Raw genomic sequence first — 24,316 nt, forward strand, 5'->3', positions numbered from 1 at the left:
GCGGGCGTGCCAATGCGCGGTCCGCGCTACAGGCGCCTATGTCGCGTCCGCCGCCAGCCCTTCCAGTTCGTCTGGCGTGAAGCCGGCCCGCGACCGCGCGTCCATGTTGAACGGCGGCTTGAGCCGGGGCGCCTGATGCTCGCGGTACAGGCGCCGGTAGTGCGCCAGCGGTTCCAGCCCCTCCCGCTCGCACAGCCAGCGGTACCAGCGGTTGCCCACCGCCACATGGCCGATCTCGTCGCGCAGGATGATGTCGAGGATGGCCATGGCCGCCCGCGCGTCGGGCGTGCCCACACGGGCGAGCTTGGCCTGGATGAGCGGCGTCGCGTCCAGCCCGCGCGCTTCCAGGGTCCGGGGCACCAGCGCCATGCGGGCGACCACGTCGTCGGCCGTCTTCTCGCACATGGTCCACAGCCCGTCGTGGCCGGGGAAGTCGCCGTAGCACCACCCCATGCACTCCAGGTGACCGTGGATCAGCGTGAAGTGCAGCGCCTCCTCGTCCGCGACCCGCAGCCAGTCGCGGTAGTAGTCGGCCGGCATGCCGTCGAAGCGCCACAGCGCGTCGAGCGCGAGGTTGATGGCATTGAATTCGATGTGGCAGATGGCATGCACCAGCGCCGCGCGGCCTTCCTCGGTGAAGGGCGAGCGGGTAGGCACGTCCTTGGCGCCCACGCGGACCGGCCGGGCAGGGCGGCCCGGCACGCCCGCACCGTCGTCCGGCATGCGGACGTGGTCGGTCCAGCAGGCGTCGACGGGCGGCGCCTGGGCGCAATCGGCTGCCAGCGCGCGGGTGGCCGCCACCTTCTGGGCGGGATCGGAAAGGACAAGCGCCTGCAGCGCGCGCAACCGGGGGTGCATCCCTACAATTCTATTTTTCGCCCGCGGCCTGCCCGCATGTGCACCCACGACACAAGGAGACGACAAGCATGGCCCTCTACGAACTCGATGGCACCGCCCCCCAACTCGCCGAAGGCGCATGGGTGGCCGACAGCGCCGAGGTGATGGGCAATGTGAGCCTGGCCGAGAACGCCAGCGTCTGGTTCGGCGCCGTCGTGCGCGGCGACACCGAGCACATCGCCATCGGGCGCAACAGCAATGTGCAGGACCTGTCGGTGCTGCACGCCGACATCGGCTGCCCCCTGACCATCGGCGAGAACGTGACCGTCGGCCATCAGGTCATGCTGCACGGTTGCACCATCGGCGACGGCTCGCTGATCGGCATCCAGGCAGTGGTCTTGAACAATGCGCGCATCGGCCGCAACTCCATCGTCGGTGCCGGCAGCGTGGTGACCGAAGGCAAGGAGTTTCCGGACAACTCGCTGATCATCGGCTCGCCGGCCAAGGTGGTGCGCACGCTCGATGATGCTGCCGCCGCCAAGCTGCGCCAGAGCGCGCAGCACTATGTGGAAAACGCCCATCGCTTCGCGAAGGGCCTCAAAAAGATCGGCTGACCCCTTCGGCGCAGTGCGCCGGCCCGTCGGCCGAGGAAAGCAACCTTGAGCGAACTACACACCTTCCTCTTCGACGGCCTGCCGGTGCGCGGCATGATCGTGCGCCTGGACGGCGCCTGGCAGGAGATCCTTGCCCGCCGCGCCGCCAACACCCAGACGGGCGCCTATGCACCGCCCGTGGCCGAACTGCTGGGCGAGATGACCGCCGCAGCCACGCTGATGCAGGCCAACATCAAGTTCAAGGGCTCCTTGATCCTCCAGATCTTCGGCGACGGGCCGGTCAAGGTGGCCGTGGCCGAAGCGCAGCCCGACCTGAGCCTGCGCGCCACGGCCAGCGTGGTGGGCGATGTGCCGGCCACCGCCGGCCTGGCCGACCTGGTGAACGTGGGCAACAAGGGCCGCTGCGCCATCACCCTCGATCCCAAGGAGCGCCTGCCGGGCCAGCAGCCCTACCAGGGCGTGGTGCCCCTGTTCGGCGACCGTGGCGAGCGCCTGGGCAAGCTATCGGACGTGCTGCAGCACTACATGCTGCAGAGCGAGCAGCTCGACACCACGCTGGTGCTGGCCGCCGACGAGCAGGTGGCCGCGGGCCTGCTGATCCAGCGCCTGCCGCTGGCCGGCGAGGCCAATCTGGCCGGCAGCGCCACCGCGCGGGACGAGGACGAGATCGGCCGCAACGAGGACTACAACCGCATTTCGACGCTGGCCAGCAGCCTCACGCGGACCGAACTGCTGTCGCTGGACATCGAGACCATCCTGCGGCGCCTGTTCTGGGAGGAGCGGTTGCTGCGCTTCGCGCCGCGCGACGGCATGCTTGGCCCGCGCTTTGCATGCACCTGCAGCCGCGACCGCGTCGCCAGCATGATCCGCAGCCTGGGCCGCGAGGAGGCCGACGACATCCTGGCCGAGCAGGGCCGCATCGAGGTGGGCTGCGACTTCTGCGGTCAGCAATACCGCTTCGATGCTGTCGACACGGCCCAGATCTTTGCAGGGCCGCCGGGGCAGGTGCCGGGCAGTTCAATCGTTCAGTAATCGTTCAGCTTTGTCCTTTTTGTTTAGCTGCGGCTTCCGCGGAGTGTCGTCCGCGCCACAGAGGCAGGTCCATTGGGGGGATGGGAGCAGATTCCTTGTGTCACAACCCTTGACGCTTTTGTAAGCCGGTTCCACGATGGGGTGTCGGCCGTTCGCGGTCGGCTTCAATCAACTATCTCGAGGACGATATGAACACCAAGAACCTCTTTGCGGCAACTGCAGCTCTGGCCGTCGCGCTTCTGGCCGCCAGCCCCGCGATGGCTGACGATCCGACCAAGGAACCGCCGACGCCTGCCGCCAAGAAGACCACCAAGGCCGAGCGTGCCGCCGCACGCGAGAAGCGCAAGGCCGACATGACCGCTGCCGAAAAGAGCGGCACCGCTCCCACCGGTGGTGAAGCCACGGCTCCCGAGAAGCAGACCAAGGCCATCTCGGGCACGCACGAGTCGCGCAAGGCCGAGCGCGCGAAGAAGCGCAAGGAAATGGCCGCCGCCAACAAGGCTGGCGCCATCCCGGCTCCGACCGAAGCCGGCGAACCCAAGAAGTAACCGGCCTTCGCTGAGTGGCACAGGCGCATGCCGGCCGCGTGGCGCGCCACGCTCATGCTGGCGCGTCGCCGGTTCCGTGGGTGGGATGGCTGGTTCGGTGCCTGGGGCTCGGACTTGTTGCGCTGCTCACCGCCTGTGCCAGTCTGCCCGAACCGTCCGTCGCCGCGGCACCGTCCTTCGCGGCGACGGACGTTGGGCCCACACCCCTGGCCCATATCGCTGCGGCCAGTCTCGCGGCGGACGCGGCGTCGCGCGGTCGTTCCGGCTTCCTGCTCATGCCCGAGGGGCCCACGGCCCTGAATGCCCGGATTGCACTGATCCGGGCTGCGCGTAAGACCCTCGACGCGCAGTACTACATCCTCCAGGACGACGCGACAGGCCTGCTTTTCCTGAGTGAACTGCTCGATGCATCGCGCCGCGGCGTGCGTGTGCGCCTGCTGGTCGACGACCTGTACACCCCTGGCAAGGACCAGCTCTTCGCTGCCCTGGCCTCCCAACCGAATTTCGAACTGCGCCTGTTCAATCCGCTCGCCGTGCGCAGCGGTCCATTGGCTTGGCGCGTGGCGCTTTCCCTGGGCGATCTGCGGCGCGTCAATCGCCGCATGCACAACAAGCTGCTAGTGGCTGACAACAGCGTGGCGATCACGGGCGGTCGCAACATCGCTGACGAATACTTCATGCGCAGCGACCAGGCCAACTTCGTCGACATGGACCTGCTCGCCGCCGGGCCGGTGGTGCCGGCGCTGTCGAACAGCTTCGACGACTTCTGGAACAGCCGCCAGGTGAGGCCCATCGGCAGCCTGATGGAATTGCCGCCCGACGATGACCGGACCCGCCGCGTGCTGGCCGAACGTTGCGAGGACCGGCGCGACCTGCTGCCCGAGGCGGCCACCGATGTGCTCGGTCACCCGCCCGTGAGCGTGCAGCTGGCCGCGGGCCGGCTGCTCCTGACCGAAGGCGACGGCCGCGTGGTGTCGGACGTGCCCGAGAAGATCACCTACGACGACCCCGAAGCCAGCTTTGCCGACAGCGTGAGCCAGCGAACCATCGCCATGCTCTACGGCGCGCGGCGGGAGGTGCTGATGGTGTCGCCGTACTTCGTCCCGGGCCAGGCCGGCCTGGCACTGTTGCGGGAGCAGGCCGCCAGGGGCGTTCAGGTGCTGGTCTTCACCAATTCCCTGGACGCCACGGACGAGACCCTGGTGTATTCCGGCTATGCCCGCTACCGGCTCGCCATGCTCAAGGCCGGCGTGAAGATCTACGAACTCGGCTCGCGGCTGGTGCCCAAGGAACGCCGCTTCGGCGAATTCCGGCATTCCAGCGCGCGGCTGCACGCCAAGATCATGCTGGTGGACCGCGAGCGCGTCTTCATCGGCTCGATGAACCTCGATGGGCGCTCCGCCCGCCTCAATACCGAGGTGGGCGTCATCATCGAGAGCCCGGCCTTGATCGAGCAGTTCGGCGCGCTGATGCCGGTGCGCGAACTGGGCGCCTACGAACTGCGCCTTCGCAAGGACGTCGACGACGTGCAGTGGATCGAGCACCACACGGACGGCAGCGAGGCGGTGCTCGACGAAGAGCCCGGTGCCAACGTCATCGACCGCGTGCGCGACTGGCTCCTGCTGAAATTGCTGCCCGAAGACGTACTGTGAGGGCGCGGGCCGCGGCCGTCCTCAGCGTTCGAAGGCGCTGTAGCGGATGTCCGGGGCGCTGGTGTTGTGTCGGGAGGGCTCGCTGCGGCCGAAGCGCACCTCTCCCACCCCCGAGGCGCGCCCGAAGTCCGGCAGCGGCTGCGTGTGCGCCACCGCACCGGCGTCGCCGCTGCCGTGCCAGCGGACCTCGCTCATGTCGGCGTTGTCTGCCGCCACATACATCGACCGCAGCACCGAGAAGGGCTGCATGCCGCGGACCGGCCGCGAGAAGCGCACGTCAAGCGCCGTGCGCTCGCGGCTGACCTCGGCAAGGCGGATGCGTGCAGCGCCCCCACCGGCGAATCGCAGGTCGAAGCGGATATCGGGCTGTGTGCGAATGCGGATGTCCCGGATGTTGACCACCGGCCGGCCCTCCTGGCGCACCGGGCCCAGCAGCATCGAGGAGCCGTAGACGCCGTCCCCGAAGCGGGCCAGCGGCAACGGCTTGATGCGCCAGTAGCCGTCCGAGGGGTACATGACCAGCGCTTCCTTCATCTGGCCGTCGATCCGGCGATAGACCTGGATCATGTGGAAGCCGCGGTCGCGCTTGCCGTCCACTTCCACCGGCACCTGCTGCGGCCGCCAGAACACCGGCAGCGTCATGCCCACGATGCGCCACTTGGCGTCCTCGTGCAAGGTGACGGTGCGTGGCTCGAAGCGGTGTTTGGGGTCGGTCGGATGATCGCCGCCGTCGAAGTTGCAGCCGGAGAAGTCGGGGGCGGTGGTGTCCTGCGCGATGCGTTCGATGTAGCCGGGTTGCAGCGCCTCGACGGTGAAACGCTTGACGCCGCCACGCAGCAGCAGCGAGACGTTGTCTTCCTCGGCGCATCGCGTCGGCTTCGTCTGGTTCTCGACCGTCACGGTAGTGGCCGCGGCCTGGGCGGCGGGCGGCATTCCTGCCGCGAGTGCGATCAGTGCGGCACAGGCGGCGAGCGCGCGGCGGATGGGGAAGGGGGCGGATGTCCGGAGGTGCATGAGTGGGTCAGCCCGCGGCCGGCGTCTGCCGGGCAGCGATCAGGTCGGTGAAGAGGCGGTGCTCGCAGTCAGGGTCGGAACAGCGCTCGCAGTTCCACGCCGGCGCGCGCAGGTGGCGCGGGGGGGCCGGTGCCTCTTCCCGCGCATCCAGGGCTGCCTGCAGCGCCGACCAGGCGCGGGACATGTGTTGGGCGGCGTCGCGGCCGTGAATGACGGCGCAAGGCAGGCCTGCCGCGGCGAACCCCGCCCGCAAGCGACCGTCGAGAACCTGCTCGTCGTGGCCTGCCGTGTCCTGTGGGGGCAGCAGCAGGGTGAAGGCATGGCCGCGCTCGGCGGCGACCAGCGAGGGGGGCCAGCTTTCGACCGGGACGCCCCTTTGGGCGAGCAGGGCGATGGGACTGCCGGCCGCCACGACGAGTGCGTCATGGCGCGCTTGATCGATCCGCATGCGCCAGGCATGGGCCCGTGCAAGCGCATCGGCGGGAGCCGGCGGGCGTTCGGGTGCGTCGGTCGGCGCCATCCCGACCAACGCGATGGCCTTGATGCCCCGCTGCATGAAGCGGCGGGCCAGCGCGTCGACCAGTTGCTCCCCGTCTGCCGCCGACACACCCCAGACGGCGATCACGCTGCCGGTGCCGAGGCGCGGTGTCATGGGAGCGGCAGCGCGCGCATTCTTGACGCGCCGTCCTAGCGCGCGATCTGCACCAGGATCTCGTTGGGTTTGACCATGCCCAGCTCCTGTCGCGCCCGCTCCTCGGCCATCTCGATGCCTTCCTTGAGGTCGTTGACCTCGGACTCGAGCCGCTCGTTGGTGTGCTGGGCGCGGAGGTTGGCGGTCTTCTGGTCTTCCAGGTTCTTGCGCAGCTTGGACACGTCGGGCAGGCTGCCGCGGCCTGTCCACAGCTGGAGCTGCAGCAGGCCGAGAAGGCACAGCAGGATGGCCGGGATGACGAGGCGCGTGCGCATCGCCGCTCAGCCGATCTGCACTGGCACCGTGGCCCGCACCACGCCCGAACTGGAAGACCGGCGCATCAACGCAGGTTGTAGAACGCGGCGCGGCCGGGGTAGCTCGCGACGTCGCCCAGGTCTTCCTCGATGCGCAGCAGCTGGTTGTACTTGGCCATGCGGTCCGAGCGCGACAGCGAGCCGGTCTTGATCTGGCCGGCGTTCAGGCCGACGGCGATGTCGGCGATGGTGCTGTCTTCGGTCTCGCCGGAGCGGTGCGAGATCACGGCGGTGTAGCCGGCGCGCTTGGCCATCTCGATGGCGGCGAAGGTCTCGGTCAGCGTGCCGATCTGGTTGATCTTGATGAGGATCGAGTTGGCGATGTTCTGGTCGATGCCCTGCTTCAGGATCTTGGTGTTGGTCACGAACAGGTCGTCGCCCACCAGCTGCACCTTCTTGCCCAGGCGCTCGGTCAGCAGCTTCCAGCCGGCCCAGTCGCCTTCGTGCATGCCGTCCTCGATCGAGATGATCGGGTACTTGTCGCACCAGGTGGCCAGCATGTCGGTCCAGCTTGCGGCCTCCAGCTGCAGACCACCTTCGCCTTCGAGCACGTACTTGCCGTCCTTGTAGAACTCGCTGGCGGCGCAGTCCAGGCCCAGGGCGATCTGCTCGCCGGCGGTGTAGCCGGCCTTGTCGATGGCTTCCAGGATCAGCTGGATCGCCGCTTCATGGTTCTCGACGCTGGGGGCAAAACCGCCTTCGTCGCCCACGGCCGTGGGCATGCCGCGGCTGTCGATAATCTTCTTGAGGGCATGGAACACCTCGGCGCCGTAGCGCAGCGCTTCGCGGAAGCTGGGCGCGCCCACCGGGATGATCATGAACTCCTGCAGGTCCAGGCTGTTGTTGGCATGCGCGCCGCCGTTGATGACGTTCATCATCGGCACCGGCAGGCTCATGCCGCCCATGCCGCCGAAGTAGCGGTACAGGGGCAGGCCGGACTCTTCGGCCGCAGCGCGCGCCACGGCCATCGACACGGCCAGCATGGCGTTGGCGCCCAGGCGGCTCTTGTTCTCGGTGCCGTCCAGGTCGATCAGGGTCTTGTCCAGGAAGGCCTGTTCCGAGGCGTCCAGGCCCAGCACGGCTTCGCTGATCTCGGTGTTGACGTGCTCGACGGCCTTGAGCACGCCCTTGCCCAGGTAACGGCCCTTGTCGCCGTCGCGCAGCTCGATGGCTTCGCGGCTACCGGTGCTGGCGCCCGAGGGCACGGCCGCACGGCCCATGGTGCCGCTTTCCAGCAGCACGTCGCATTCCACGGTGGGATTGCCGCGGCTGTCGAGGATCTCGCGGCCGACGATGTCAACGATGGCACTCATTCAGGGTTCTCCGGTTTTTTGAAATCGGTTCAGGCGGGCGTGCCGCGCTCAGACGCCTTCGACGGCGATCATGTTCATGATCGCGGCGCCGGCACGGGCCTCGCGGGCCTTCTTGTATTCGGGGGTCTCGTAGAAGGCCTTGGCCTGCTCGAACGTGGCGAACTTGAGCAGCACCACGCGCGTGGGCTGCCAGGTGCCTTCGAGCGGCTCGACCTGCCCGCCACGCACGCAGACCTCGGCGCCATGCGCCTGCATGGCGGCGGAGGACCACTTCTTGTATTCCTCGTACTGCGTCGGGTTGGTGACTTCGACGTGGGCGATGACGTAGCCGCTGGGCATGTTGCAGGTGTCCTTCAGTTCGAATCGGGGAATTGGCGCGACAGCAACAGGCCGGCGAAGCGCAGCAACCCGTCCAGCTCGTGCCGGATGACAGCGACCACGATGGCCACATCCAGGCTCTGGTACTCGTGGACCGCGATGTTACGAAAGCCAACCATGCGGCCCAGCACAGCCGCCAGGTCGGCGTCGATCACGCCCTCTTGCTGCAGTGTCGCAAACACTTCGCGCGCACTGCCCGGCAACGCCCAGCCCTGGGCCGCGATCACCATGTTGCCCATGCCGATCGCCAGTTCGCAGGCACGTTGCACGTTGAGGATGGCAGCGTCCTGACGCGAGAAATCGGTCATGAAGTCTGCCGCCGCAGCCAGCTCTTCGCGGGCGCGGCGCACGCAGCGCTCGAGACGGGCGCTCTTTTGCGCCAGGGCGTCAGCAAGGGCCGTCATGGACGCGCTTCTCCCGCGCGAAGCAGTCGATGGGCCAGTTGCTTCACCATCGGCTGCCGCCATGCCTGCATGTGCTGGTACTCGCTGAGCACGAATGCGCAGTAGCCCGTCAGCGCCACCGGGTCCAGGCTGAAGAGGAGGCGGCCGGTGGCCAGGACCTGATGCTGCATCACGGTGGACAGGCGCCGGAAGTCCAGCAGGTCCACGTCGACGCCAAACTGCGCTGCGATTTGTTCGGAGGCTTCCCACCGAAGCTCGGGCGACAAGGGGGCCGGTAGATCCACTGCGATGTCCAGATCGCTGTGGGGGCCGAAGCGGCCAGAGGCCGCACTGCCGAACAGCCAGGCAGCCCGCGCCTGCGGCAGCGCGTTGCGCAGCGCGGCGACGATCCGGTCCTGGCTGGGCGGCAGGGTCATGCGTTGAAGCTGTCTTCCAGAAAGCCGTTCTTCTTGGTGATGCGGTCGAGTTCGACCAGCGTCTCGAGCAGCGCCTTCATGTGCTTGAGCGGCACGGCGTTGGGGCCGTCGGACAGCGCGTTCTTGGGGTCGGGGTGCGTCTCCATGAACAGGCCTGCCACGCCCACGGCCACCGCGGCGCGCGAGAGCACCGGCACGAATTCGCGCTGTCCGCCGGAGCTGGTGCCCTGGCCGCCCGGCAGCTGCACAGAATGCGTGGCGTCGAACACCACCGGTGCGCCGGTCTCGCGCATGATCGCCAGGCCGCGCATGTCACTGACCAGGTTGTTGTAGCCGAAGCTCGCGCCGCGCTCGCAGGCCAGGAAGTTGTCGTCCGGCAGGCCCTTCTCGCGGGCGGCCGCGCGCGCCTTGTCGATCACGTTCTTCATGTCGTGCGGCGCGAGGAACTGGCCCTTCTTGATGTTCACCGGCTTGCCCGACTGGGCAGCGGCGCGGATGAAATCGGTCTGGCGGCACAGGAAGGCGGGCGTCTGCAGCACATCGACCACCTGGGCGGCCTCGGCGATGTCCTCTTCGGAATGCACGTCGGTCAGCACCGCCACGCCAAGCTCCTGCTTCAGCTTGGCCAGGATGGCCAGGCCCTTCTCGCGGCCCGGACCGCGGAAGCTCGTGCCCGAGGAGCGGTTGGCCTTGTCGAAGCTGCTCTTGAAGATGAAGGGAATGCCCAGCGAACTGGTGATTTCCTTCAACTGGCCCGCGGTGTCCATCTGCAGTTGCTCGGACTCGACCACGCAGGGCCCGGCGATCAGGAAGAAGGGCTGTTGGAGCCCGACGTCGAAGCCACACAGTTTCATGCTTGCTCCTTGGCGCCGGCCGCTCAGGCCACGACCTTCAGCGCGCTCTTGTCCGAGCCCTGGTGCGACAGCGCCGCACGCACGAAGGCGTTGAACAGCGGATGGCCGTCCCAGGGCGTGGACTTGAACTCGGGGTGGAACTGCACGCCCATGTACCAGGGATGCACGTCCTGCGGCAGCTCGACGATCTCGGTCAGCTGCTCGCGCTGCGTCAGCGCCGAGATCACCAGGCCGGACTGGCGCAGCTGGTCCAGGTAATTGACGTTGGCCTCGTAGCGGTGGCGGTGGCGCTCGGTCACCACGTCGCCGTAGATGCTGTGGGCCAGCGTGCCTGGCATCACGTCGGAGCTCTGCGCGCCCAGGCGCATCGTGCCGCCCAGATCGGACTTGGCCGTGCGCGTCTTGATGGTGCCGTCGGCGTCCTTCCACTCGGTGATCAGTGCGATCACGGGGACGCTGGCATTGGGGTCGAACTCCGTGCTGTTGGCGCCCTTGAGGCCGGCCACGTTGCGCGCGTATTCGATGGTGGCGACCTGCATGCCCAGGCAGATGCCCAGGTAGGGAATCTTGTTCTCGCGGGCGAAGCGGGCCGCGCAGATCTTGCCTTCCACGCCGCGCTGGCCGAAGCCGCCGGGCACCAGGATGGCGTCGTACTTGTCCAGGCGCGCCACGTTGTCGGGCTGGATGGTCTCGGAATCGAGGTACTCGATCTTCACGCGGGCATGGTTCTTCATGCCGGCGTGGCGCAGCGCTTCGTTGAGCGACTTGTAGCTGTCCGACAGGTCGACGTACTTGCCGACCATGGCGATGGTCACTTCCTTCTGCGGATGCTCCACCTCGTAGACCAGGTCGTCCCAGCGCTGCAGCTTGGCCGGCGGCGTGTTCAGGCGCAGCTTGTCGCAGATGAGGCCGTCCAGGCCCTGCTCATGCAGCATGCGCGGCACCTTGTAGATGGTGTCCACGTCCCACATGCTGATCACACCCCATTCGGGCACGTTGGAGAACAGCGAGATCTTGGCACGCTCCTCGTCGGGAATCGGCCGGTCGGCGCGGCACAGCAGGGCGTCGGCCTGGATGCCGATCTCACGCAGTTTCTGCGCCGTGTGCTGCGTGGGCTTGGTCTTGAGCTCGCCGGCTGCCGCGATCCAGGGCAGGTAGCTCAGGTGCACGAAGGCGCTGTTGTTGGGGCCGGCCTTCAGGCTCATCTGGCGCACGGCCTCGAGGAAGGGCAGGGACTCGATGTCGCCCACCGTGCCGCCGATCTCGACGATGGCGATCTGCACCTCGTGCGGCGTGCCGATGCCGGCACCGCGCTTGATGTATTCCTGGATCTCGTTGGTGACGTGCGGGATCACCTGCACCGTCTTGCCCAGGTAGTCGCCGCGGCGCTCCTTCTCCAGCACCGACTTGTAGATCTGGCCGGTGGTGAAGTTGTTGGACTTGCGCATGCGCGTCGTGATGAAGCGCTCGTAGTGGCCCAGGTCGAGGTCGGTTTCGGCGCCGTCGTCGGTCACGAAGACTTCGCCATGCTGGAAGGGGGACATCGTGCCCGGATCCACGTTGATGTAGGGATCGAGCTTGATGAGGGTGACCGTGAGGCCGCGGGATTCGAGGAGGGCGGCGAGGGAGGCGGAAGCGATACCCTTGCCGAGGGACGACACCACACCGCCGGTGACGAAGACGAATTTGGTCATTGCCGGACGCGGGCGCCATGGCCCGCGGATGGGAAATTGAGATTGTACCGGCCGGCCGATGTCCTCTTTTCAGTTCGGTCACATCGCGTGACGCAGGGCTGGGGCCGGGCGGCGCTCCCTCTACACTGCCCGGATGCAACAAGACCTGGCGGGCAAGCACATCCTCCTGGGCCTCACCGGCGGTGTGGCCTGCTACAAGTCGGCCGAGCTGTGCCGTCTGTTCGTCAAGGCCGGCGCGACCGTGCAGGTGGTGATGACCGAAGCCGCCACGCAGTTCATCACGCCGGTGACCATGCAGGCGCTCTCCGGCCAGCCCGTGTACCTGTCGCAATGGGACGCGCGGCAGGCCAACAACATGCCCCACATCAACCTGGGCCGGGAGGCGGATGCGATCGTGCTGGCGCCGGCCAGCGCCGACTTCATCGCACGGCTGGTGCAGGGGCGCTCCGACGAGCTGCTCAGCCTGCTGTGCCTGGCCCGTCCGCTGCAGCGCGTGCCGCTGCTCGTGGCGCCCGCCATGAACCGCGAGATGTGGGCCCACCCGGCCACCCAGCGCAATCTGCGCCAACTCGCAGACGATGGCGCCCGGGTGCTGGGCGTGGGCCAGGGCTGGCAGGCCTGCGGCGAGACCGGCGACGGCCGCATGCTGGAGCCGGCCGAACTGCTCGAAGAGGTCGTGGCCCACTTCCAGCCCAAGGTGCTGCAGGGCGAGCATGTGGTGGTCACCGCCGGCCCCACCTTCGAGGCCATGGACCCGATCCGCGGCATCACCAACCATTCCTCCGGCAAGATGGGCTTCGCCATCGCCCGCGCCGCGCGCGAGGCCGGCGCCCGCGTCACGCTGGTGGCCGGCCCGGTGCACCTGCCCACGCCGCGTGGTGTGCAGCGCGTGGACGTGGCTTCGGCCCAGCAGATGCTGCAGGCCGTGCAGGCGGCCGTGGTCGATGCCTCGGTGTTCGTGGCGACGGCGGCGGTGGCCGACTGGCGGCCGGCCGATCCGCAGATGCACAAGATCAAGAAGGACGGCAGTGGCCAGACGCCGGTGCTGCGCTTCGTCGAGAACCCCGACATCCTGCACACCGTCGCACAGGGCGAGCGGGCGCGTGGGCGGCAACTGTTCTGCGTCGGCTTCGCGGCCGAGAGCGAAAACCTGCTCGAACATGCCAAGGCCAAGCGCCAGCGCAAGGGCATTCCGCTGCTGGTGGGCAACATCGGGCCGCTGACCTTCGGTCAGGACGACAACAGCCTGCTGCTGGTCGACGAGCAGGGCGCACGAGAGCTGCCGCGGGCCTCCAAGCTCGCGCTCGCCCGCGAACTCGCCTCCGAAATCGCTGTCCGGCTGCGGCCGTGGCGCGGCTGAGGCTTCCCATCCTTCTGCCGATGAACGAGACCGACTGGAACACGCCCCGCAATGGCGATTTCGTGCGCTATGTCGAGCAGTTGACGGCCGAGTCGCTGCAGCGTGTCCACGCGCGACAGGATCGACCTTCGGCAGCCGCAGCATCGGTGCCGCCCGGTACTGCGTCGCCGGGTGCGACTTCTTCGCCTGGCCCGCGCAGCGCGCCGGGCGACCTGTCGGCGCCACCAGGCGTGGCGGGCTGGGCCGCGGCGGGAATCGTGGGCCTTCTCGTGCTGTGGGCCATTGGCGCGCCTGTCGGCGTCCTTGTGCTGCTGGCAGCCCTCGGTGCCGCGGTGTTCAGGCGCTTTATCCGGCGCGGCGCTGCAGCGCCAGTTGCCCGCCAGTTGCTGGCCGGCCTTCGTCAAGGCCCCCAGAACGGCAAACCCCGACCTCCCGCCGGCGGCACTGCCGCACGGCCCAACCCTCGAAGACAGTCCTCCCCATGAAGATCGACGTGCGCGTGCTCGACGCGCGAATGGTCCAGCAACTGCCCACCTATGCCACGCCCGGAAGCGCCGGCCTGGACCTGCGTGCCTGCCTGGCAGAACCCCTGACCCTGGCGCCCGGCGCCTGCGAGCTCATCGGCACGGGGCTGGCCATCCACCTGGCCGATCCTGGCTTTGCGGCCTTGATCCTTCCCCGCTCGGGCCTCGGCCACAAGCACGGCATCGTGCTGGGCAACCTCGTCGGCCTGATCGACAGCGACTACCAGGGCGAGCTCAAGGTCAGCGCCTGGAACCGCAGCCAGACGCCGTTCGTCGTCGCGCCCATGGAGCGCCTGGCCCAACTGGTGATCGTGCCGGTGGTGCAGGCCCACTTCCGCGTCGTCGAGACCTTCGATGCCGACACCCAGCGTGGTGCCGGCGGTTACGGCTCCACCGGAAAGCTGTAAGCATCTCCCAGAAGTTGTTTCGGCTGTGAGCAAGGGTGCCTTCCAGAACCTTTGCCGCGCGTCCGCCTCCAACCCCCGAGGTGGGCGGTCGCGCGCGACGCCGCATGGTGCGGCGGCGCAGTCGATCAGCCGAGGGCAGGCCCGCCTGTCGAGGATCCATACCATGATTCACAACAAGATTCGCTCCCTGGCCGTTCCGGCCGTTGCCCTGACCGCCGCCGCGCTGCTCGCCGGTTGCGTGACGCCGGTGCCGGTGTACCAGACCCGCTATCCCTATCAGCCCGCAGCGGCACCGGTGTACCCGGCGGCCCCTGCCTACAACCAGGCCGTGTATGTCGAAACCGGCATCGTCGCCAACATCGAGGTGTTGCGCAGCGAGACGCCGCCGGTGGCGCCTTCGGGCGGCGGCGCCGTGGTGGGCGGCCTGGTGGGTGGCGTACTGGGCAACCAGATCGGCCATGGTTCCGGCCGCGCGGCGGCCACCATGCTGGGCGTGGTGGGTGGCGCGCTGGCCGGCAACGCGGTCGAGGCACGCAATGGCGCCGGCCGCGTCTACGAAAGCTATCGCGTCTCCGTGCAGATGAGCAATGGCGGCTACCGCAGCTTCGATGTGCCCAGCCCCGGCGACCTGCGCATCGGCGACCGCGTGCGCATCGACGGCGGCCAGATCTCGCGCTACTGATCGCACCTGAATGCACAAAGGCCGGCCCCTTCGGGCGCCGGCCTTTGTGCTTCATGGCACGCGTCGTCGCGACGCGGCAAATGGGGCGCTCAGTGCAGCGAGTCGCTGCCCGGCGCCATCGGCGCGAAGCGGAAGAAGCCGGTGCCGGCGGTACCGCGGCCGATCTCTTCTTCGGTCGCTTCGCGCACGGCATTGACGGTCAGGTCCAGCCGCAGGGCGATGCCGGCCAGCGGATGGTTGCCGTCCAGCACAAGGTGCTCGGGGTAGATCTCGGCCACGGTGTAGAGCACGTTCTTCGGCATGTCCGGATTGACCCCGGAGGGCAGGGCGGCGCCGTCGAAGCTCATGCCTTCTTCCACTTCCTTCGGGAACAGCGCACGCGGCTCCAGGAAGAGCAGGTGCTCGTCGAAGTCGCCGAAGGCCTGTTCGGGCTCCAGGTGGAGTTGCACGCGGGCGCCGGGGCCGTGGCCCTGCAGCGCTGTCTCGATCGCATCGAAGAGGTCGTCGCCGCCCACCAGGAATTCGACGGGCTCGGTGAGCACGTCCAGGGTTTCGCCAAGGGTGTCCTTGAGGGTCCAGGTCAGGGCGACCACGCATTGGGGGGTGATTTCCATATGAGAATTCTCCCACCATGCCCCTGACACAACGATTGCCCCTGCTCGGAGGACTGAGCGCCGACACCTTCATGCGCCGCCACTGGCAGAAGAAACCCCTGCTGGTGCGCCAGGCGCTGCCGATGACCGTCCCACCGATGTCGCGCGCCCGCCTGTTCGAACTCGCTGGCGAGGAGGGCGTGGAATCCCGCCTGGTCACCCATGACACCCGCCAGGGCTGGCGCCTGCGCCACGGCCCCTTCGCCCGGCGCAGCCTGCCGCCGCTGGGCCGCCGCGAATGGACGCTGCTGGTGCAAGGCGTCGACCTGCACGACGACGAGGTCCACGCGCTGCTGCAACCCTTCCGCTTCCTGCCCGAGGCACGGCTGGACGATGTGATGATCAGCTATGCCAGCGATGGCGGGGGCGTCGGCCCGCACTTCGACAGCTACGACGTCTTCCTGCTGCAGGTGAGCGGACGCCGCCGCTGGTCCTGGGGCCGTCAGAAGGACCTGACGCTGCGCCCCGGCCCCCCTCTGAAGATCCTGGACCATTTCGAGCCCGAGGACACCCAGGTGCTCGAACCCGGCGACATGCTCTACCTGCCGCCGCGCTATGCCCATGACGGCGTCGCCGTGGGTGGCGACTGCATGACCTGCTCCGTGGGCCTGCGCGCGCCCGCGCAGACCGAACTGGCGTCCGACCTGCTCATGCGGCTGGGCGACATCGTCTCGGACGATGAAGCACCCGGCCGGCGCTATGCCGACCCCGGCCAACCGGCCTCCGAGTCGCCGGCCGCCATCCCCGAGGCGCTGCAGGCCTTTGCCCGCGACGCCGTCCAGAAGGCGCTGGCCCAGTCCACGCGCATCGACTGCGCGCTGGGCGAGTCCCTGACCGAGCCCAAGCCCAACGTCTGGTTCGATCCCGGCGAATGGCCGGAGCGCGTCGAGGCCGTGCGGCTCGACCGGCGCACCCGCATGCTCTACGACGTGCGCCATGTCTTCATCAACGGCGAAAGCCTGCTGGCCGGCGGCCGCGACGCGGTGCTGATGCGCCGGTTGGCCGATCGCCGCGAACTGGGTTCGCGCGAGTTGGCGAAGGCCAGCGCCGAGGCCCTGGCCCTGCTGGGCGACTGGTGCGAAGCCGGGTGGGTGCATGCCCGATGAGCTGAGGCTCAGCGCGGGCCCCTTCGACGGGCCCACGGTCTTCGCCGACCGGCTGCGCGAGGCCTTCGCCGCGGCGGCCGACCGCGCCTGGCCGGCTCTGTGGTGCGCCGACGCTCGGTTCGCCGACTGGCCGCTCGGGGAGGCCGCGGTCATCCAGGCGCTCCAGGCCTGGGCAGGCAGCGCCCGCCGCCTGCGCCTGGTGATGCGCGACGACCGCCTGCTGCGGGAGCGCCATCCGCGCTTCGTCGCCTGGCGCCAGCGCTGGGACCACATCATCGAGTGCCGGATCTGCGCCGACCGCGATGCCGCCGACCTGCCCAGCGGGCTGTGGACGCCGGGCTGGACGGTCGAGCGGCACGACCCCGTGCTCAGCCGCGGCAGCAGCAGCGGTGCACAGGCGGCCGTCGAGTCGCTGCGGCATCGCATGGACGATGCCTTCGCGCGGGGCCGTCCTGGTTTCCCGGCCTCCATCCTGGGCCTCTGAACCGCTTGCGGCGACGGGTGACGGCCTCCAGAGGCCGTCGGTTCAGGCGCGCGTCGGTCGGTCGGCGTGCGCGCCAGCGACACAGTCTGCTCACATTAAATGCGACATAAGTTGTAAATTGTTGATAAATGTAGACATGATTCGATTCAGCTGATCGAAAGTGACGATCATCTGGATGACTCCCTGACGTCCTTCCGTTTCGCCTGTCCTTCCGATGAAAGTCGCTGCCTTCGACGAGGTTTCGCTCGGCCTGATCGGATTGAGCCTGCTGGCCGCGCTCGTCGCGCTGCTGCTGATGATGCGGGAGCGCTGGAAGTCGGCGGGCATCCGGCGCGAGTTGCAGGCGGTCTCGCTACAGAAGCATGAGCTGGAGTGGGGCGACGCCCTGACGGGCCTGCGCAACCGCAAGGGGCTCGATGCTTCGCTCGACGATCTGGCGGGTGTCGGCTCTCACGGGGTCGTCGTGGTGCTGCTGGACCACTTCCGGCGCATGCGGCAGGCCTTTGGCCAGGAATTCGGCGACTTCATCGTCAAGCTCGCCGCCCAGCGCCTGTCGGGCTGCCTGCCGCCGGGCGCGACGGCCGCGCACCTGGAAGGGGGCGAGTTCGCGCTGGCGATCCCTGGCAACCGTGCCGACCTGCTCGAAGTGGCCGAGCTGGCGTTCGAGCAACTGGCGTTGCCGGTGCAGTCCGCCAAGGGTCAAGTGATCCTCGTCGCCTCGCTCGGTGTGGCCATGGCGGGCGCTCCAGAGGATCGCGGCCGGCTCATCGAATTCGCCTCTCTGGCCGCCGAACGTGCGGGCGCCGGGCTCAATGGCGAGGGCAAGGTCTGCGTCTACGACCCCGCCTTCGCCGAGGAGGCGCGGGCGCAGGCCTTCTTCGTGAACGACCTGCGCGCGGCGGTGGAGAACAAGGAGCTGCGCCTGCTCTTCCAGCCCAAGGTCGATGCCCAGTCCCTGCAGATCACCGCTGCCGAGGCGCTCCTGCGCTGGCAGCATCCGGTGCGCGGCAACGTGGCGCCGGCCGTGTTCGTGCCCATGGCGGAGTCCGCCGGCCTGATGGGCATGCTGGGCCGGTGGGTGATCGAGGAATCCTGCCGTGTGGCCGCGTCCTGGCGGGCGATGGGGCTGCGCATGCGCGTGGCGGTCAACATCTCCGCACTGCAGATGCAGGAGGAAGACCTGGTCGACCACATCGCCCAGTGCCTGGAGCGCCACGGCCTGCAGCCCAACCGCTTCACCTGCGAGATCACCGAATCGGTGGCCATGCAGCACACCGACACCGCCACCGCCACCTTCGAGCGCATGCGCTCGCTGGGCCTGCATGTCTCCATCGACGACTTCGGCACGGGCTATTCCAGCCTCGCCGCCCTGCGGCGCCTGCCCGCCTCGGAGTTGAAGGTGGACCGCGCCTTCGTGGCCGACCTCGAGCACAGCGAGGACGCGCGCTCCATCGCCGCGTCCATCGTCAGCCTGGGCAAGGCCCTGAACCTGAAGGTGGTGGCCGAGGGCGTGGAGACGCAGGGCCAGTGCGAGCTGCTGATGCTGATGGGCTGCGACGAGCTTCAGGGCTTCCTGTTCTCGAAGCCGATCTCGGCCGAGGAAATGACCGGCATGATCAACAGCGGCAGCGCCGACGGGCCCGAATCCCTGCCGTTCAGCGAGTCGCTGTTCATGAGCACCCGGCTCTCCGGCCTGTGAAGCGGTGCCCGCGGGCCGGAGGCGCGCGGTGGCGGTCCTGAAGGCTCAGGCGTCGAGCCAGGGCGAGCCCTCGGCGGCGTCGGCCGCCAGCATCTCGTGGGCGGCGGCGCCGAGTGCCTCGGCCATGGCCTGGCGCACCAGGTCCGGCCGGTTGTTCTGCTCCGACAGATGGGCCGCCACCACATGGCGCAGGCCGCCGTGGTTCACGGCCCGGGCGATCTCGGCCGCCGCGGTGTTGGACAGGTGCCCATAGTTGCCCCCGACGCGGCGCTTGAGGAAGGGCGGATAGCGCGACTGCGACAGCAGCGCCACGTCGTGGTTGAACTCCAGCAGCAGGGCATCCACGCCGGCCAGCCGGGCCATGACGTGGGCGCTGGCATGGCCCAGGTCGGTCAGGACGGCGAGAGTGCGGGCACCGTCGGTGCAGCGCAGCTGCAGGGGCTCGCGGGCATCGTGGGGCACGGTGAAGGGCTGGACCTGCAATTCGCCCACCTCAATGGCCTCGCCATCGCGGGCCAAGTGCAGGCGCCCCGCATAGTCGGGGGCCCCAGTGGCGAGCCAGGTGCCTTCGCTCATCCAGACATCGATGCCTTCGCGCTGCGACAGCGCATGGGCGCAGCCGATGTGGTCGCCGTGCTCGTGCGTGATGAAGACGGCATCGATGTCGCGCGCCTGCAGGCCTTCGCGCGCCAGCCGCTGGTCGAGCTGGCGCAGGTTGAAGCCGCAGTCGATCAGCAGGCGCGAGGTGCGCGACTCGCTGCGCACCTCCACCAGCGTGCCGTTGCCGCTGCTGCCGCTGCCGAGGCTGCGAAAGCGCAGCGCCACGCCTTACTTCAGGTCGTCGGCCAGCACGCGCACGATGCGCTGGGCGTTGTCCGACTTCTCCGGCGCACCGGCCTCGTTCAGCACCGTCACCGTGCTCTTGTCGCCTTCCGACTGCACGCGGATGCGGTACTTCATCGGCGCCTCGGTCTTGCTGTCGCGGCTGAATAGCTTGCCGAAGATGCCCGGTTCCTTGCGGTCGGGATTGGGCGTCACGTAGCGCACGTAGTAGACGCCGGCCGAGCGGTCGCGGTCTTCCACGGTGAAGCCCGTGCGGTCCAGCGAGAGGCCGACCCGGCGCCAGGCGCGGTCGAAGCCGTCGGCCACCTGCAGCACCGGCTGCCCGTTGATGTTGCCGATGGTGGCGGCGCGGGCTTGGGGCGCAGCGGCCACGGAAGCGGCCGCGGCGCGCGACTGCTCCTGGGTCACGCCGAGCTTGACCATCAGGCGGCGCAGGAATTCGGTCTCGAGTTCGGGGTCCACGGCACGCGGTTGCCAGACGGTCTGGTCCTGCCGCTGGTTGGTGTAGACCTCCTGCATGCCGCGGTGGCTGATGTAGATCTCCGTGCCCTTCGAGGTGCGCTCCATGCGGGTGCGGAAGCGGTCCAGCTCGCCGGTCGAGTAGACGGAGTCGATCACCTTGCCCAGCATGGAGCGGATCGGATCCTGCGGCAGCTTGGCCCGGTTTTCGGCCCAGTCGGTTTCCATGATGCCAAGGTTGCGCTGTTCGCTGGTCAGCAGGAAGCCGTTCTCCATCCAGAAGTCGCGCACCGTGTCCCACAGCTGCTCGGGCGGGCGGTCGACCACGATCCAGCGCTCGTTGCCGGCGCGCTCCATGCGCACGTCGCCGATCTTGTCGACGGCCGTGGGAATGCCCGGGGCGTTGGCACGGCCCGCCTCATAGGCGTTGGCCGAGACGACGCCGCCGGGAATGGCGTAGCGGTTGTCGCGCGAGAGCTGGGTCAGGTCGGGCGGTACCTCCAGCGTGGGGGCCTTGCCGGCGCTCTTGTAGTCGATCTTGTCGGACTCCAGCACGGAGCACGCGGCCAGACTGGTGGCCAGGGCCAGCACGGCGAATCGCAAAGGGGTGTTCAAGTCGTCTTCCTTCGGCGAAGAGAGGGGGGTAATCAGGCGGCCCGTCGAGGCGACGGCAGCTGCATGGGACAGATGGAGTGCCCGGGCGGCAAAAGGTTGCCGAATCTTGAGCTTTGTGTCAGCCGGACACCAGGCCGCATTGGCGCAGGGCATCTTCGACCGCGGCGTGCTGGGGGCCGGCCAGGGGCGTCAGCGGCAGGCGCAGGCCGGCTCCGATGCGGCCCATGCGCTGCAGCGCCCACTTGACGGGAATCGGGTTGGGCTCGACGAAGAGCGCCCGGTGCAGCGGCAGCAGCGACAGCTGGATCGCCATGGCCCGGCGCGCATCGCCCGAAATGGCCGCCGCGCACAGCTCGTGCATCTGGCGCGGCGCGACGTTGGCGGTGACGCTCACGTTGCCGTGGCCGCCGCAGAGCATCAGTGCCACGGCGGTCGGATCGTCGCCGGAATAGATGGAGAAGCCCTTGGGTGCCTCGCGGATCAGCCACTGCGCGCGTTCGATGTTGCCGGTGGCTTCCTTGATGCCGACGATGCCGGGCACCTGGGCCAGGCGCAGCACCGTGTCGTGGGCCATATCCGCCACCGTGCGGCCGGGCACGTTGTACAGCACCATCGGCAGGTCGCCGACGGACTCGGCGATGGCACGAAAGTGCTGGTACTGGCCTTCCTGCGTGGGCTTGTTGTAGTAGGGCACCACCTGCAGCTGCGAATCGGCGCCCACGCCCTTGGCGTAGCGGGCCAGTTCGATGGCTTCGCGGGTGGAATTGGCGCCACAGCCTGCCATCACCGGCACGCGGCCGGCGGCCTGCTCGACGGTGACGCGGATGATTTCGCAGTGCTCTTCGACGTCCACCGTGGGCGATTCGCCCGTGGTGCCGACCACGCCCAGGCAGTCGGTGCCCTCGGCGATGTGCCAGTCGATGAGCTTGCGAAGCGCGTCGTAGTCGACGCTACCGTCTTCATGCATCGGCGTGACGAGCGCGACGATGCTGCCAGTCAGTTGCTCCAAGGGACTCTCTTTGTCGGTGAACGCGGAACCGCGGATTCTAGCCAGCGACCTGGGAGGGACCGAGGCGATGTCGCGCAAGGGTTTCTTCGGGCCGGGGCCGGACGGCGGCAATGCGCTGGACGAAGCGCTCGGGCGAGGGCAGGAAGCCGTCTTCGTAGGCCACCACCCGCAGGCCGGCGCTGGCGGCGATCAGCTCGCCCGGCGTGAGCAAAAAGTCGGGCCGCGAAGGGCGCCCGACGGTCTCGTTGCCGGCGGCGAAGGTCTCGTACAGCAGCACGCCGCCGGGCGCCACGGCCGCCACGATGCGGGGCAGCAGCGGGCGCCAGAGGTAGTGGGTGACGACCACGGCGTCGAACTGGCGCCCCTCGAAGGGCCAGGGGCCGTCCTCGATGTCGGCCTGCACGATCTCGGCGCCGATCTGTGCCAGGGGCGCCAGGGCGGCGATGGCCGCCGGATCGCGGTCGACGCCGGTCAGTGCATGGCCCTGGCTCTGCAGCCAGAAGAGGTGCCGGCCCGCACCGCAGGCCACGTCGAGCACCCGTCCGCCCGCGGGAATGAGATGGGCCCAGCGCTGAACCCAGGGCGAGGGCGGTGCCAGGGGCTGCGGCGGCTGCGGGCCTGTCGTGCTCATCCGAAGCAGGTCCAGATCTGGTTGCCCAGCATCACCAGGAAGTCCGGCTGCGCATACAGCAGGAAGACGCCCGTGAGCGCCACGGCCGCGATGCCCCAGGCCGCCATGCGGCGGCCGAGCGCGGCGGAGTCGCGGCGCTGCTTCATGCCGGCTGCAGTCCGCGCCGCTCGATGGCGCGCTCGTTGACAGGCAGGTTCACCAGCGCCGCGAAGATGCCCAGCGCGATGGCGATGTACCAGACGATGTCGTAGCTGCCCGTGCGGTCGTAGAGGTAGCCGCCCAGCCAGACGCCGAGGAAGGATCCGACCTGGTGGCTGAGGAAGACGAAGCCGCCCAGCATCGACAGATGCGCCACGCCGAAGATCTGGGCAATGATGGCGTTGGTGGCCGGCACCGTGGACAGCCACAGCGCACCGATCACGGCCGAGAACACGTAGACCGATGTCGGCGTGAGCGGCGCCAGCAGGAATAGGCTGATGGCCACCGCCCGTCCCAGGTAGATGGCGGCCAGGATCTTGCGCTTGGCAAAGCGCTGCCCCAGCACGCCGGCGGTGTAGGTGCCGATCACGTTGAACAGCCCGATCAGCGCCAGCGCGTAGCTCGCCACCTGGGGCGCCAGGCCATGGTCCTTGAGGTAGCTGGGCATGTGCACGCCGATGAACACCACCTGGAAGCCGCAGACGAAGTAACCCGCCATCAGCAGCACGAAGCTGGGGTAGCGGAAGGCCTCGGCCACGGCCTGGGCAATGGTCTGCTCGCGCCGGCCCGCGCCCGTCGTGTGGGCCGGCTCGCGCAGCAGGAAGGCCAGCGGCACGATCACCAGTGCCAGGGCGGCCAGCGCCAGCAGCGCGCTCTTCCAGCCCAGTTGCAGGATCAGCTGGCCCTCGACCGGCACCATGAAGAACTGGCCGAAGGAGCCGGCCGCCGCCGTCACGCCCATGGCCCAGGAGCGCCGTTCCGCCGGCAACTGGCGGCCGATGACGCCGTAGATGACGGCGTAGGTGGTGCCCGCCTGGGCCATGCCGATCAGCACGCCGGCCGTGAGCGCAAACACCAGGGGTGTGGGCGACAGGGCCATGCCGGCCAGGCCGGCGGCGTAGAGCACCGCCCCCATCAGCAGCACGCGAAAGGCGCCGAGCTTGTCGGCCAGCATGCCGGCGAACACCCCGGCCACGCCCCAGGCCAGGTTCTGGATGGCGATGGCCAGCGAGAAGGTCTGGCGCGTCCAGCCCTGCTCCTGCGTGATGGGCTGCAGCCACAGGCCGAAGCCGTGGCGGATGCCCATGGACAGGGTCACGACCATCGCGCCGCAGATCAGCACCTGGCGCATGGAGAGGTTGGTGGCAGGGGAGGACATGGAAGCGGGTGTCTCTTGCTGGGTGTTGTGATCTATTGCGGCCCGCGAGGGGCGCGGCGCATTGTCGGCGGTCTGTCCGCACCTTGCTGTCGCTAGCATCGCGGCGGCTCGACGATCAGGGAGAAGAACATGGCACAGCCATCCAGCACGCCGCGCATGACGGAGGCGGACTATTTGGCCTGGGAATCGACCCAGGCACGACGGCACGAGTACGTGGAAGGCCGCGTCTACGCGGTGCACGACGAGGCCGAACCGGCCCCCGCCGACGCTGCGGACCCGCGCGCGGCGGTGGCGCCCAACCTCGCGGCGGCACTGCACGCGCATCTGCGCGGCACCGCATGCCGTGTCCATCGGGGGGACCTGCGGCTGTACCTGCCCGGTGCGGCTGCCTACCTGTACCCCGACCTGGTGGTCAGCTGCCCGGGCGCGGCCCGCGAAAGGCGGGTGCCGGTCGCCGAGCCGGTGTTCATCGCCGATGTGCTTTCGCCCGGGGCCGGCAGCCTGTACCCCGGAGTGCGCTTCACGCATTACCGCGGGCTGCCCTCGCTGCGCGAATACCTGCTGATCGACGCGCATCGACGTGGCATCGACCTCTACCGCAAGGGCGCCGACGGCCTGTGGGCCTTGCAGCCCCTGGCGCCGGGCGAGGCGGTGCCGCTCGCCTGCCTTGACCTGCGCCTGCCCGCCGCCGCGCTGTTCGCCGGCCTGCCCTGAGGCGGCTTCCCG

General features: G+C 68.8%; 29 protein-coding genes. 12 read left to right on the plus strand and 17 right to left on the minus strand.

Annotated elements, in window-relative coordinates; translation table 11 throughout:
- Positions 1-36: 36 nt before the first annotated feature.
- Entirely contained in the window at positions 37-858 is an 822-nt protein-coding gene (locus KBC94_RS18225; protein WP_294373162.1) for a ferritin-like domain-containing protein, read from the minus strand.
- Between the two features lie 68 nt (positions 859-926).
- Here KBC94_RS18225 and KBC94_RS18230 point away from each other — a divergent pair, with 68 nt between their 5' ends.
- From KBC94_RS18230 to KBC94_RS18245, 4 genes are all read left to right on the plus strand, one after another.
- Positions 927-1,451, plus strand: coding sequence for a gamma carbonic anhydrase family protein (locus tag KBC94_RS18230; protein WP_294373164.1), 525 nt, complete (start codon positions 927-929; stop codon positions 1,449-1,451).
- Between the two features lie 45 nt (positions 1,452-1,496).
- The gene (locus tag KBC94_RS18235; RefSeq protein ID WP_294373166.1) at positions 1,497-2,483 is read left to right on the plus strand and encodes an Hsp33 family molecular chaperone HslO; all 987 of its coding nucleotides are present in this window, start codon (positions 1,497-1,499) and stop codon (positions 2,481-2,483) included.
- A 188-nt stretch (positions 2,484-2,671) separates the two neighbouring features.
- Positions 2,672-3,031, plus strand: a complete 360-nt coding sequence (locus tag KBC94_RS18240; protein ID WP_234193892.1) for a hypothetical protein — start codon at positions 2,672-2,674, stop codon at positions 3,029-3,031.
- 275 nt (positions 3,032-3,306) lie between these two features.
- Positions 3,307-4,683: a phospholipase D family protein gene (locus tag KBC94_RS18245; RefSeq protein WP_294373171.1), complete on the plus strand. Its 1,377-nt coding sequence runs from the start codon at positions 3,307-3,309 to the stop codon at positions 4,681-4,683.
- Between the two features lie 21 nt (positions 4,684-4,704).
- On the opposite strand, the gene KBC94_RS18250 is transcribed toward KBC94_RS18245, so the two are convergent.
- The 9 genes from KBC94_RS18250 to KBC94_RS18290 form a co-directional block, all read right to left on the minus strand.
- Positions 4,705-5,697 (minus strand): hypothetical protein, encoded by a 993-nt coding sequence (locus tag KBC94_RS18250; protein WP_294373173.1) that lies wholly within the window; start codon positions 5,695-5,697, stop codon positions 4,705-4,707.
- A 7-nt stretch (positions 5,698-5,704) separates the two neighbouring features.
- A complete protein-coding gene (locus tag KBC94_RS18255; RefSeq protein ID WP_294373175.1) occupies positions 5,705-6,349 on the minus strand; it encodes a hypothetical protein in 645 nt (214 codons plus the stop codon).
- Between the two features lie 35 nt (positions 6,350-6,384).
- On the minus strand, positions 6,385-6,663 hold the full coding sequence (locus KBC94_RS18260) for a septum formation initiator family protein (RefSeq protein WP_294373177.1): 279 nt from the start codon (positions 6,661-6,663) through the stop codon (positions 6,385-6,387).
- A gap of 65 nt (positions 6,664-6,728) precedes the next feature.
- Positions 6,729-8,015: a phosphopyruvate hydratase gene (gene eno / locus KBC94_RS18265; protein ID WP_234193896.1), complete on the minus strand. Its 1,287-nt coding sequence runs from the start codon at positions 8,013-8,015 to the stop codon at positions 6,729-6,731.
- Positions 8,016-8,063: 48 nt separating this feature from the next.
- A complete protein-coding gene (locus tag KBC94_RS18270) occupies positions 8,064-8,354 on the minus strand; it encodes a DUF1330 domain-containing protein (protein WP_234193897.1) in 291 nt (96 codons plus the stop codon).
- Between the two features lie 14 nt (positions 8,355-8,368).
- A complete protein-coding gene (locus KBC94_RS18275; RefSeq protein ID WP_294373181.1) occupies positions 8,369-8,797 on the minus strand; it encodes a DUF86 domain-containing protein in 429 nt (142 codons plus the stop codon).
- Entirely contained in the window at positions 8,794-9,213 is a 420-nt protein-coding gene (locus KBC94_RS18280) for a nucleotidyltransferase family protein (protein WP_294373182.1), read from the minus strand. The genes KBC94_RS18275 and KBC94_RS18280 overlap by 4 nt, the downstream gene beginning before the upstream one ends.
- Complete coding sequence (gene kdsA / locus KBC94_RS18285) at positions 9,210-10,067, minus strand: 3-deoxy-8-phosphooctulonate synthase (RefSeq protein ID WP_294373184.1); 858 nt, start codon at positions 10,065-10,067, stop codon at positions 9,210-9,212. The genes KBC94_RS18280 and kdsA overlap by 4 nt, the downstream gene beginning before the upstream one ends.
- Positions 10,068-10,090: 23 nt before the next feature.
- Positions 10,091-11,761, minus strand: a complete 1,671-nt coding sequence (locus KBC94_RS18290; RefSeq protein WP_294373187.1) for a CTP synthase — start codon at positions 11,759-11,761, stop codon at positions 10,091-10,093.
- 133 nt (positions 11,762-11,894) lie between these two features.
- Here KBC94_RS18290 and coaBC point away from each other — a divergent pair, with 133 nt between their 5' ends.
- From coaBC to KBC94_RS18310, 4 genes are all read left to right on the plus strand, one after another.
- Entirely contained in the window at positions 11,895-13,121 is a 1,227-nt protein-coding gene (gene coaBC, locus KBC94_RS18295) for a bifunctional phosphopantothenoylcysteine decarboxylase/phosphopantothenate--cysteine ligase CoaBC (RefSeq protein WP_294373189.1), read from the plus strand.
- 20 nt (positions 13,122-13,141) lie between these two features.
- Positions 13,142-13,606, plus strand: a complete 465-nt coding sequence (locus tag KBC94_RS18300; protein ID WP_294373191.1) for a hypothetical protein — start codon at positions 13,142-13,144, stop codon at positions 13,604-13,606.
- Positions 13,603-14,052, plus strand: a complete 450-nt coding sequence (dut, locus tag KBC94_RS18305) for a dUTP diphosphatase (protein WP_294373192.1) — start codon at positions 13,603-13,605, stop codon at positions 14,050-14,052. Before KBC94_RS18300 ends, dut begins: the two co-directional genes overlap by 4 nt.
- A gap of 166 nt (positions 14,053-14,218) precedes the next feature.
- Positions 14,219-14,734: a glycine zipper 2TM domain-containing protein gene (locus tag KBC94_RS18310; RefSeq protein WP_294373267.1), complete on the plus strand. Its 516-nt coding sequence runs from the start codon at positions 14,219-14,221 to the stop codon at positions 14,732-14,734.
- An 89-nt stretch (positions 14,735-14,823) separates the two neighbouring features.
- On the opposite strand, the gene KBC94_RS18315 is transcribed toward KBC94_RS18310, so the two are convergent.
- Entirely contained in the window at positions 14,824-15,348 is a 525-nt protein-coding gene (locus KBC94_RS18315; protein WP_043117948.1) for a peptidylprolyl isomerase, read from the minus strand.
- A gap of 17 nt (positions 15,349-15,365) precedes the next feature.
- Here KBC94_RS18315 and KBC94_RS18320 point away from each other — a divergent pair, with 17 nt between their 5' ends.
- The 3 genes from KBC94_RS18320 (at position 15,366) to KBC94_RS18330 (ending at position 18,676) form a co-directional block, all read left to right on the plus strand.
- Positions 15,366-16,493 carry a cupin domain-containing protein gene (locus KBC94_RS18320; RefSeq protein WP_294373194.1) on the plus strand — a complete coding sequence of 376 codons (1,128 nt, stop codon included), beginning with the start codon at positions 15,366-15,368 and terminating at the stop codon, positions 16,491-16,493.
- Entirely contained in the window at positions 16,483-16,977 is a 495-nt protein-coding gene (locus KBC94_RS18325; protein ID WP_294373196.1) for a hypothetical protein, read from the plus strand. Before KBC94_RS18320 ends, KBC94_RS18325 begins: the two co-directional genes overlap by 11 nt.
- Positions 16,978-17,191: 214 nt before the next feature.
- The gene (locus tag KBC94_RS18330; protein WP_114802895.1) at positions 17,192-18,676 is read left to right on the plus strand and encodes a bifunctional diguanylate cyclase/phosphodiesterase; all 1,485 of its coding nucleotides are present in this window, start codon (positions 17,192-17,194) and stop codon (positions 18,674-18,676) included.
- Between the two features lie 45 nt (positions 18,677-18,721).
- On the opposite strand, the gene KBC94_RS18335 is transcribed toward KBC94_RS18330, so the two are convergent.
- From KBC94_RS18335 to KBC94_RS18360, 6 genes are all read right to left on the minus strand, one after another.
- Complete coding sequence (locus KBC94_RS18335) at positions 18,722-19,501, minus strand: MBL fold metallo-hydrolase (RefSeq protein WP_294373199.1); 780 nt, start codon at positions 19,499-19,501, stop codon at positions 18,722-18,724.
- Between the two features lie 3 nt (positions 19,502-19,504).
- A complete protein-coding gene (gene bamC, locus KBC94_RS18340; RefSeq protein ID WP_043117943.1) occupies positions 19,505-20,593 on the minus strand; it encodes an outer membrane protein assembly factor BamC in 1,089 nt (362 codons plus the stop codon).
- 118 nt (positions 20,594-20,711) lie between these two features.
- A complete protein-coding gene (gene dapA / locus KBC94_RS18345) occupies positions 20,712-21,602 on the minus strand; it encodes a 4-hydroxy-tetrahydrodipicolinate synthase (protein WP_294373201.1) in 891 nt (296 codons plus the stop codon).
- A gap of 37 nt (positions 21,603-21,639) precedes the next feature.
- On the minus strand, positions 21,640-22,233 hold the full coding sequence (locus KBC94_RS18350; protein ID WP_294373203.1) for a bifunctional 2-polyprenyl-6-hydroxyphenol methylase/3-demethylubiquinol 3-O-methyltransferase UbiG: 594 nt from the start codon (positions 22,231-22,233) through the stop codon (positions 21,640-21,642).
- On the minus strand, positions 22,230-22,379 hold the full coding sequence (locus tag KBC94_RS18355; protein ID WP_294373205.1) for a hypothetical protein: 150 nt from the start codon (positions 22,377-22,379) through the stop codon (positions 22,230-22,232). The genes KBC94_RS18350 and KBC94_RS18355 overlap by 4 nt, the downstream gene beginning before the upstream one ends.
- Positions 22,376-23,590 (minus strand): MFS transporter, encoded by a 1,215-nt coding sequence (locus KBC94_RS18360; RefSeq protein ID WP_294373207.1) that lies wholly within the window; start codon positions 23,588-23,590, stop codon positions 22,376-22,378. The genes KBC94_RS18355 and KBC94_RS18360 overlap by 4 nt, the downstream gene beginning before the upstream one ends.
- A gap of 129 nt (positions 23,591-23,719) precedes the next feature.
- Here KBC94_RS18360 and KBC94_RS18365 point away from each other — a divergent pair, with 129 nt between their 5' ends.
- Positions 23,720-24,304: a Uma2 family endonuclease gene (locus tag KBC94_RS18365; protein ID WP_294373208.1), complete on the plus strand. Its 585-nt coding sequence runs from the start codon at positions 23,720-23,722 to the stop codon at positions 24,302-24,304.
- The last annotated feature ends 12 nt before the right edge of the window (positions 24,305-24,316 follow it).

Origin of the sequence: Pseudacidovorax sp. (assembly GCF_017991995.1) — a bacterium.
GTDB lineage: Bacteria > Pseudomonadota > Gammaproteobacteria > Burkholderiales > Burkholderiaceae_C > Xenophilus.

Coding starts and splice junctions, on each gene's coding strand:
- KBC94_RS18250 (WP_294373173.1), bottom strand. CDS start 5,697: ATGCACCTCCGGACATCCGCCCCCTTCCCCATCCGCCGCGCGCTCGCC.
- KBC94_RS18240 (WP_234193892.1), top strand. CDS start 2,672: ATGAACACCAAGAACCTCTTTGCGGCAACTGCAGCTCTGGCCGTCGCG.
- KBC94_RS18275 (WP_294373181.1), bottom strand. CDS start 8,797: ATGACGGCCCTTGCTGACGCCCTGGCGCAAAAGAGCGCCCGTCTCGAG.
- KBC94_RS18355 (WP_294373205.1), bottom strand. CDS start 22,379: ATGAAGCAGCGCCGCGACTCCGCCGCGCTCGGCCGCCGCATGGCGGCC.
- KBC94_RS18360 (WP_294373207.1), bottom strand. CDS start 23,590: ATGTCCTCCCCTGCCACCAACCTCTCCATGCGCCAGGTGCTGATCTGC.
- KBC94_RS18260 (WP_294373177.1), bottom strand. CDS start 6,663: ATGCGCACGCGCCTCGTCATCCCGGCCATCCTGCTGTGCCTTCTCGGC.
- KBC94_RS18290 (WP_294373187.1), bottom strand. CDS start 11,761: ATGACCAAATTCGTCTTCGTCACCGGCGGTGTGGTGTCGTCCCTCGGC.
- KBC94_RS18330 (WP_114802895.1), top strand. CDS start 17,192: ATGAAAGTCGCTGCCTTCGACGAGGTTTCGCTCGGCCTGATCGGATTG.
- coaBC (WP_294373189.1), top strand. CDS start 11,895: ATGCAACAAGACCTGGCGGGCAAGCACATCCTCCTGGGCCTCACCGGC.
- KBC94_RS18280 (WP_294373182.1), bottom strand. CDS start 9,213: ATGACCCTGCCGCCCAGCCAGGACCGGATCGTCGCCGCGCTGCGCAAC.
- KBC94_RS18270 (WP_234193897.1), bottom strand. CDS start 8,354: ATGCCCAGCGGCTACGTCATCGCCCACGTCGAAGTCACCAACCCGACG.
- KBC94_RS18230 (WP_294373164.1), top strand. CDS start 927: ATGGCCCTCTACGAACTCGATGGCACCGCCCCCCAACTCGCCGAAGGC.
- dut (WP_294373192.1), top strand. CDS start 13,603: ATGAAGATCGACGTGCGCGTGCTCGACGCGCGAATGGTCCAGCAACTG.
- KBC94_RS18315 (WP_043117948.1), bottom strand. CDS start 15,348: ATGGAAATCACCCCCCAATGCGTGGTCGCCCTGACCTGGACCCTCAAG.
- KBC94_RS18300 (WP_294373191.1), top strand. CDS start 13,142: ATGAACGAGACCGACTGGAACACGCCCCGCAATGGCGATTTCGTGCGC.
- eno (WP_234193896.1), bottom strand. CDS start 8,015: ATGAGTGCCATCGTTGACATCGTCGGCCGCGAGATCCTCGACAGCCGC.
- KBC94_RS18255 (WP_294373175.1), bottom strand. CDS start 6,349: ATGACACCGCGCCTCGGCACCGGCAGCGTGATCGCCGTCTGGGGTGTG.
- KBC94_RS18225 (WP_294373162.1), bottom strand. CDS start 858: ATGCACCCCCGGTTGCGCGCGCTGCAGGCGCTTGTCCTTTCCGATCCC.
- KBC94_RS18325 (WP_294373196.1), top strand. CDS start 16,483: ATGCCCGATGAGCTGAGGCTCAGCGCGGGCCCCTTCGACGGGCCCACG.
- KBC94_RS18320 (WP_294373194.1), top strand. CDS start 15,366: ATGCCCCTGACACAACGATTGCCCCTGCTCGGAGGACTGAGCGCCGAC.
- KBC94_RS18245 (WP_294373171.1), top strand. CDS start 3,307: ATGCCCGAGGGGCCCACGGCCCTGAATGCCCGGATTGCACTGATCCGG.
- KBC94_RS18350 (WP_294373203.1), bottom strand. CDS start 22,233: ATGAGCACGACAGGCCCGCAGCCGCCGCAGCCCCTGGCACCGCCCTCG.
- KBC94_RS18365 (WP_294373208.1), top strand. CDS start 23,720: ATGGCACAGCCATCCAGCACGCCGCGCATGACGGAGGCGGACTATTTG.
- kdsA (WP_294373184.1), bottom strand. CDS start 10,067: ATGAAACTGTGTGGCTTCGACGTCGGGCTCCAACAGCCCTTCTTCCTG.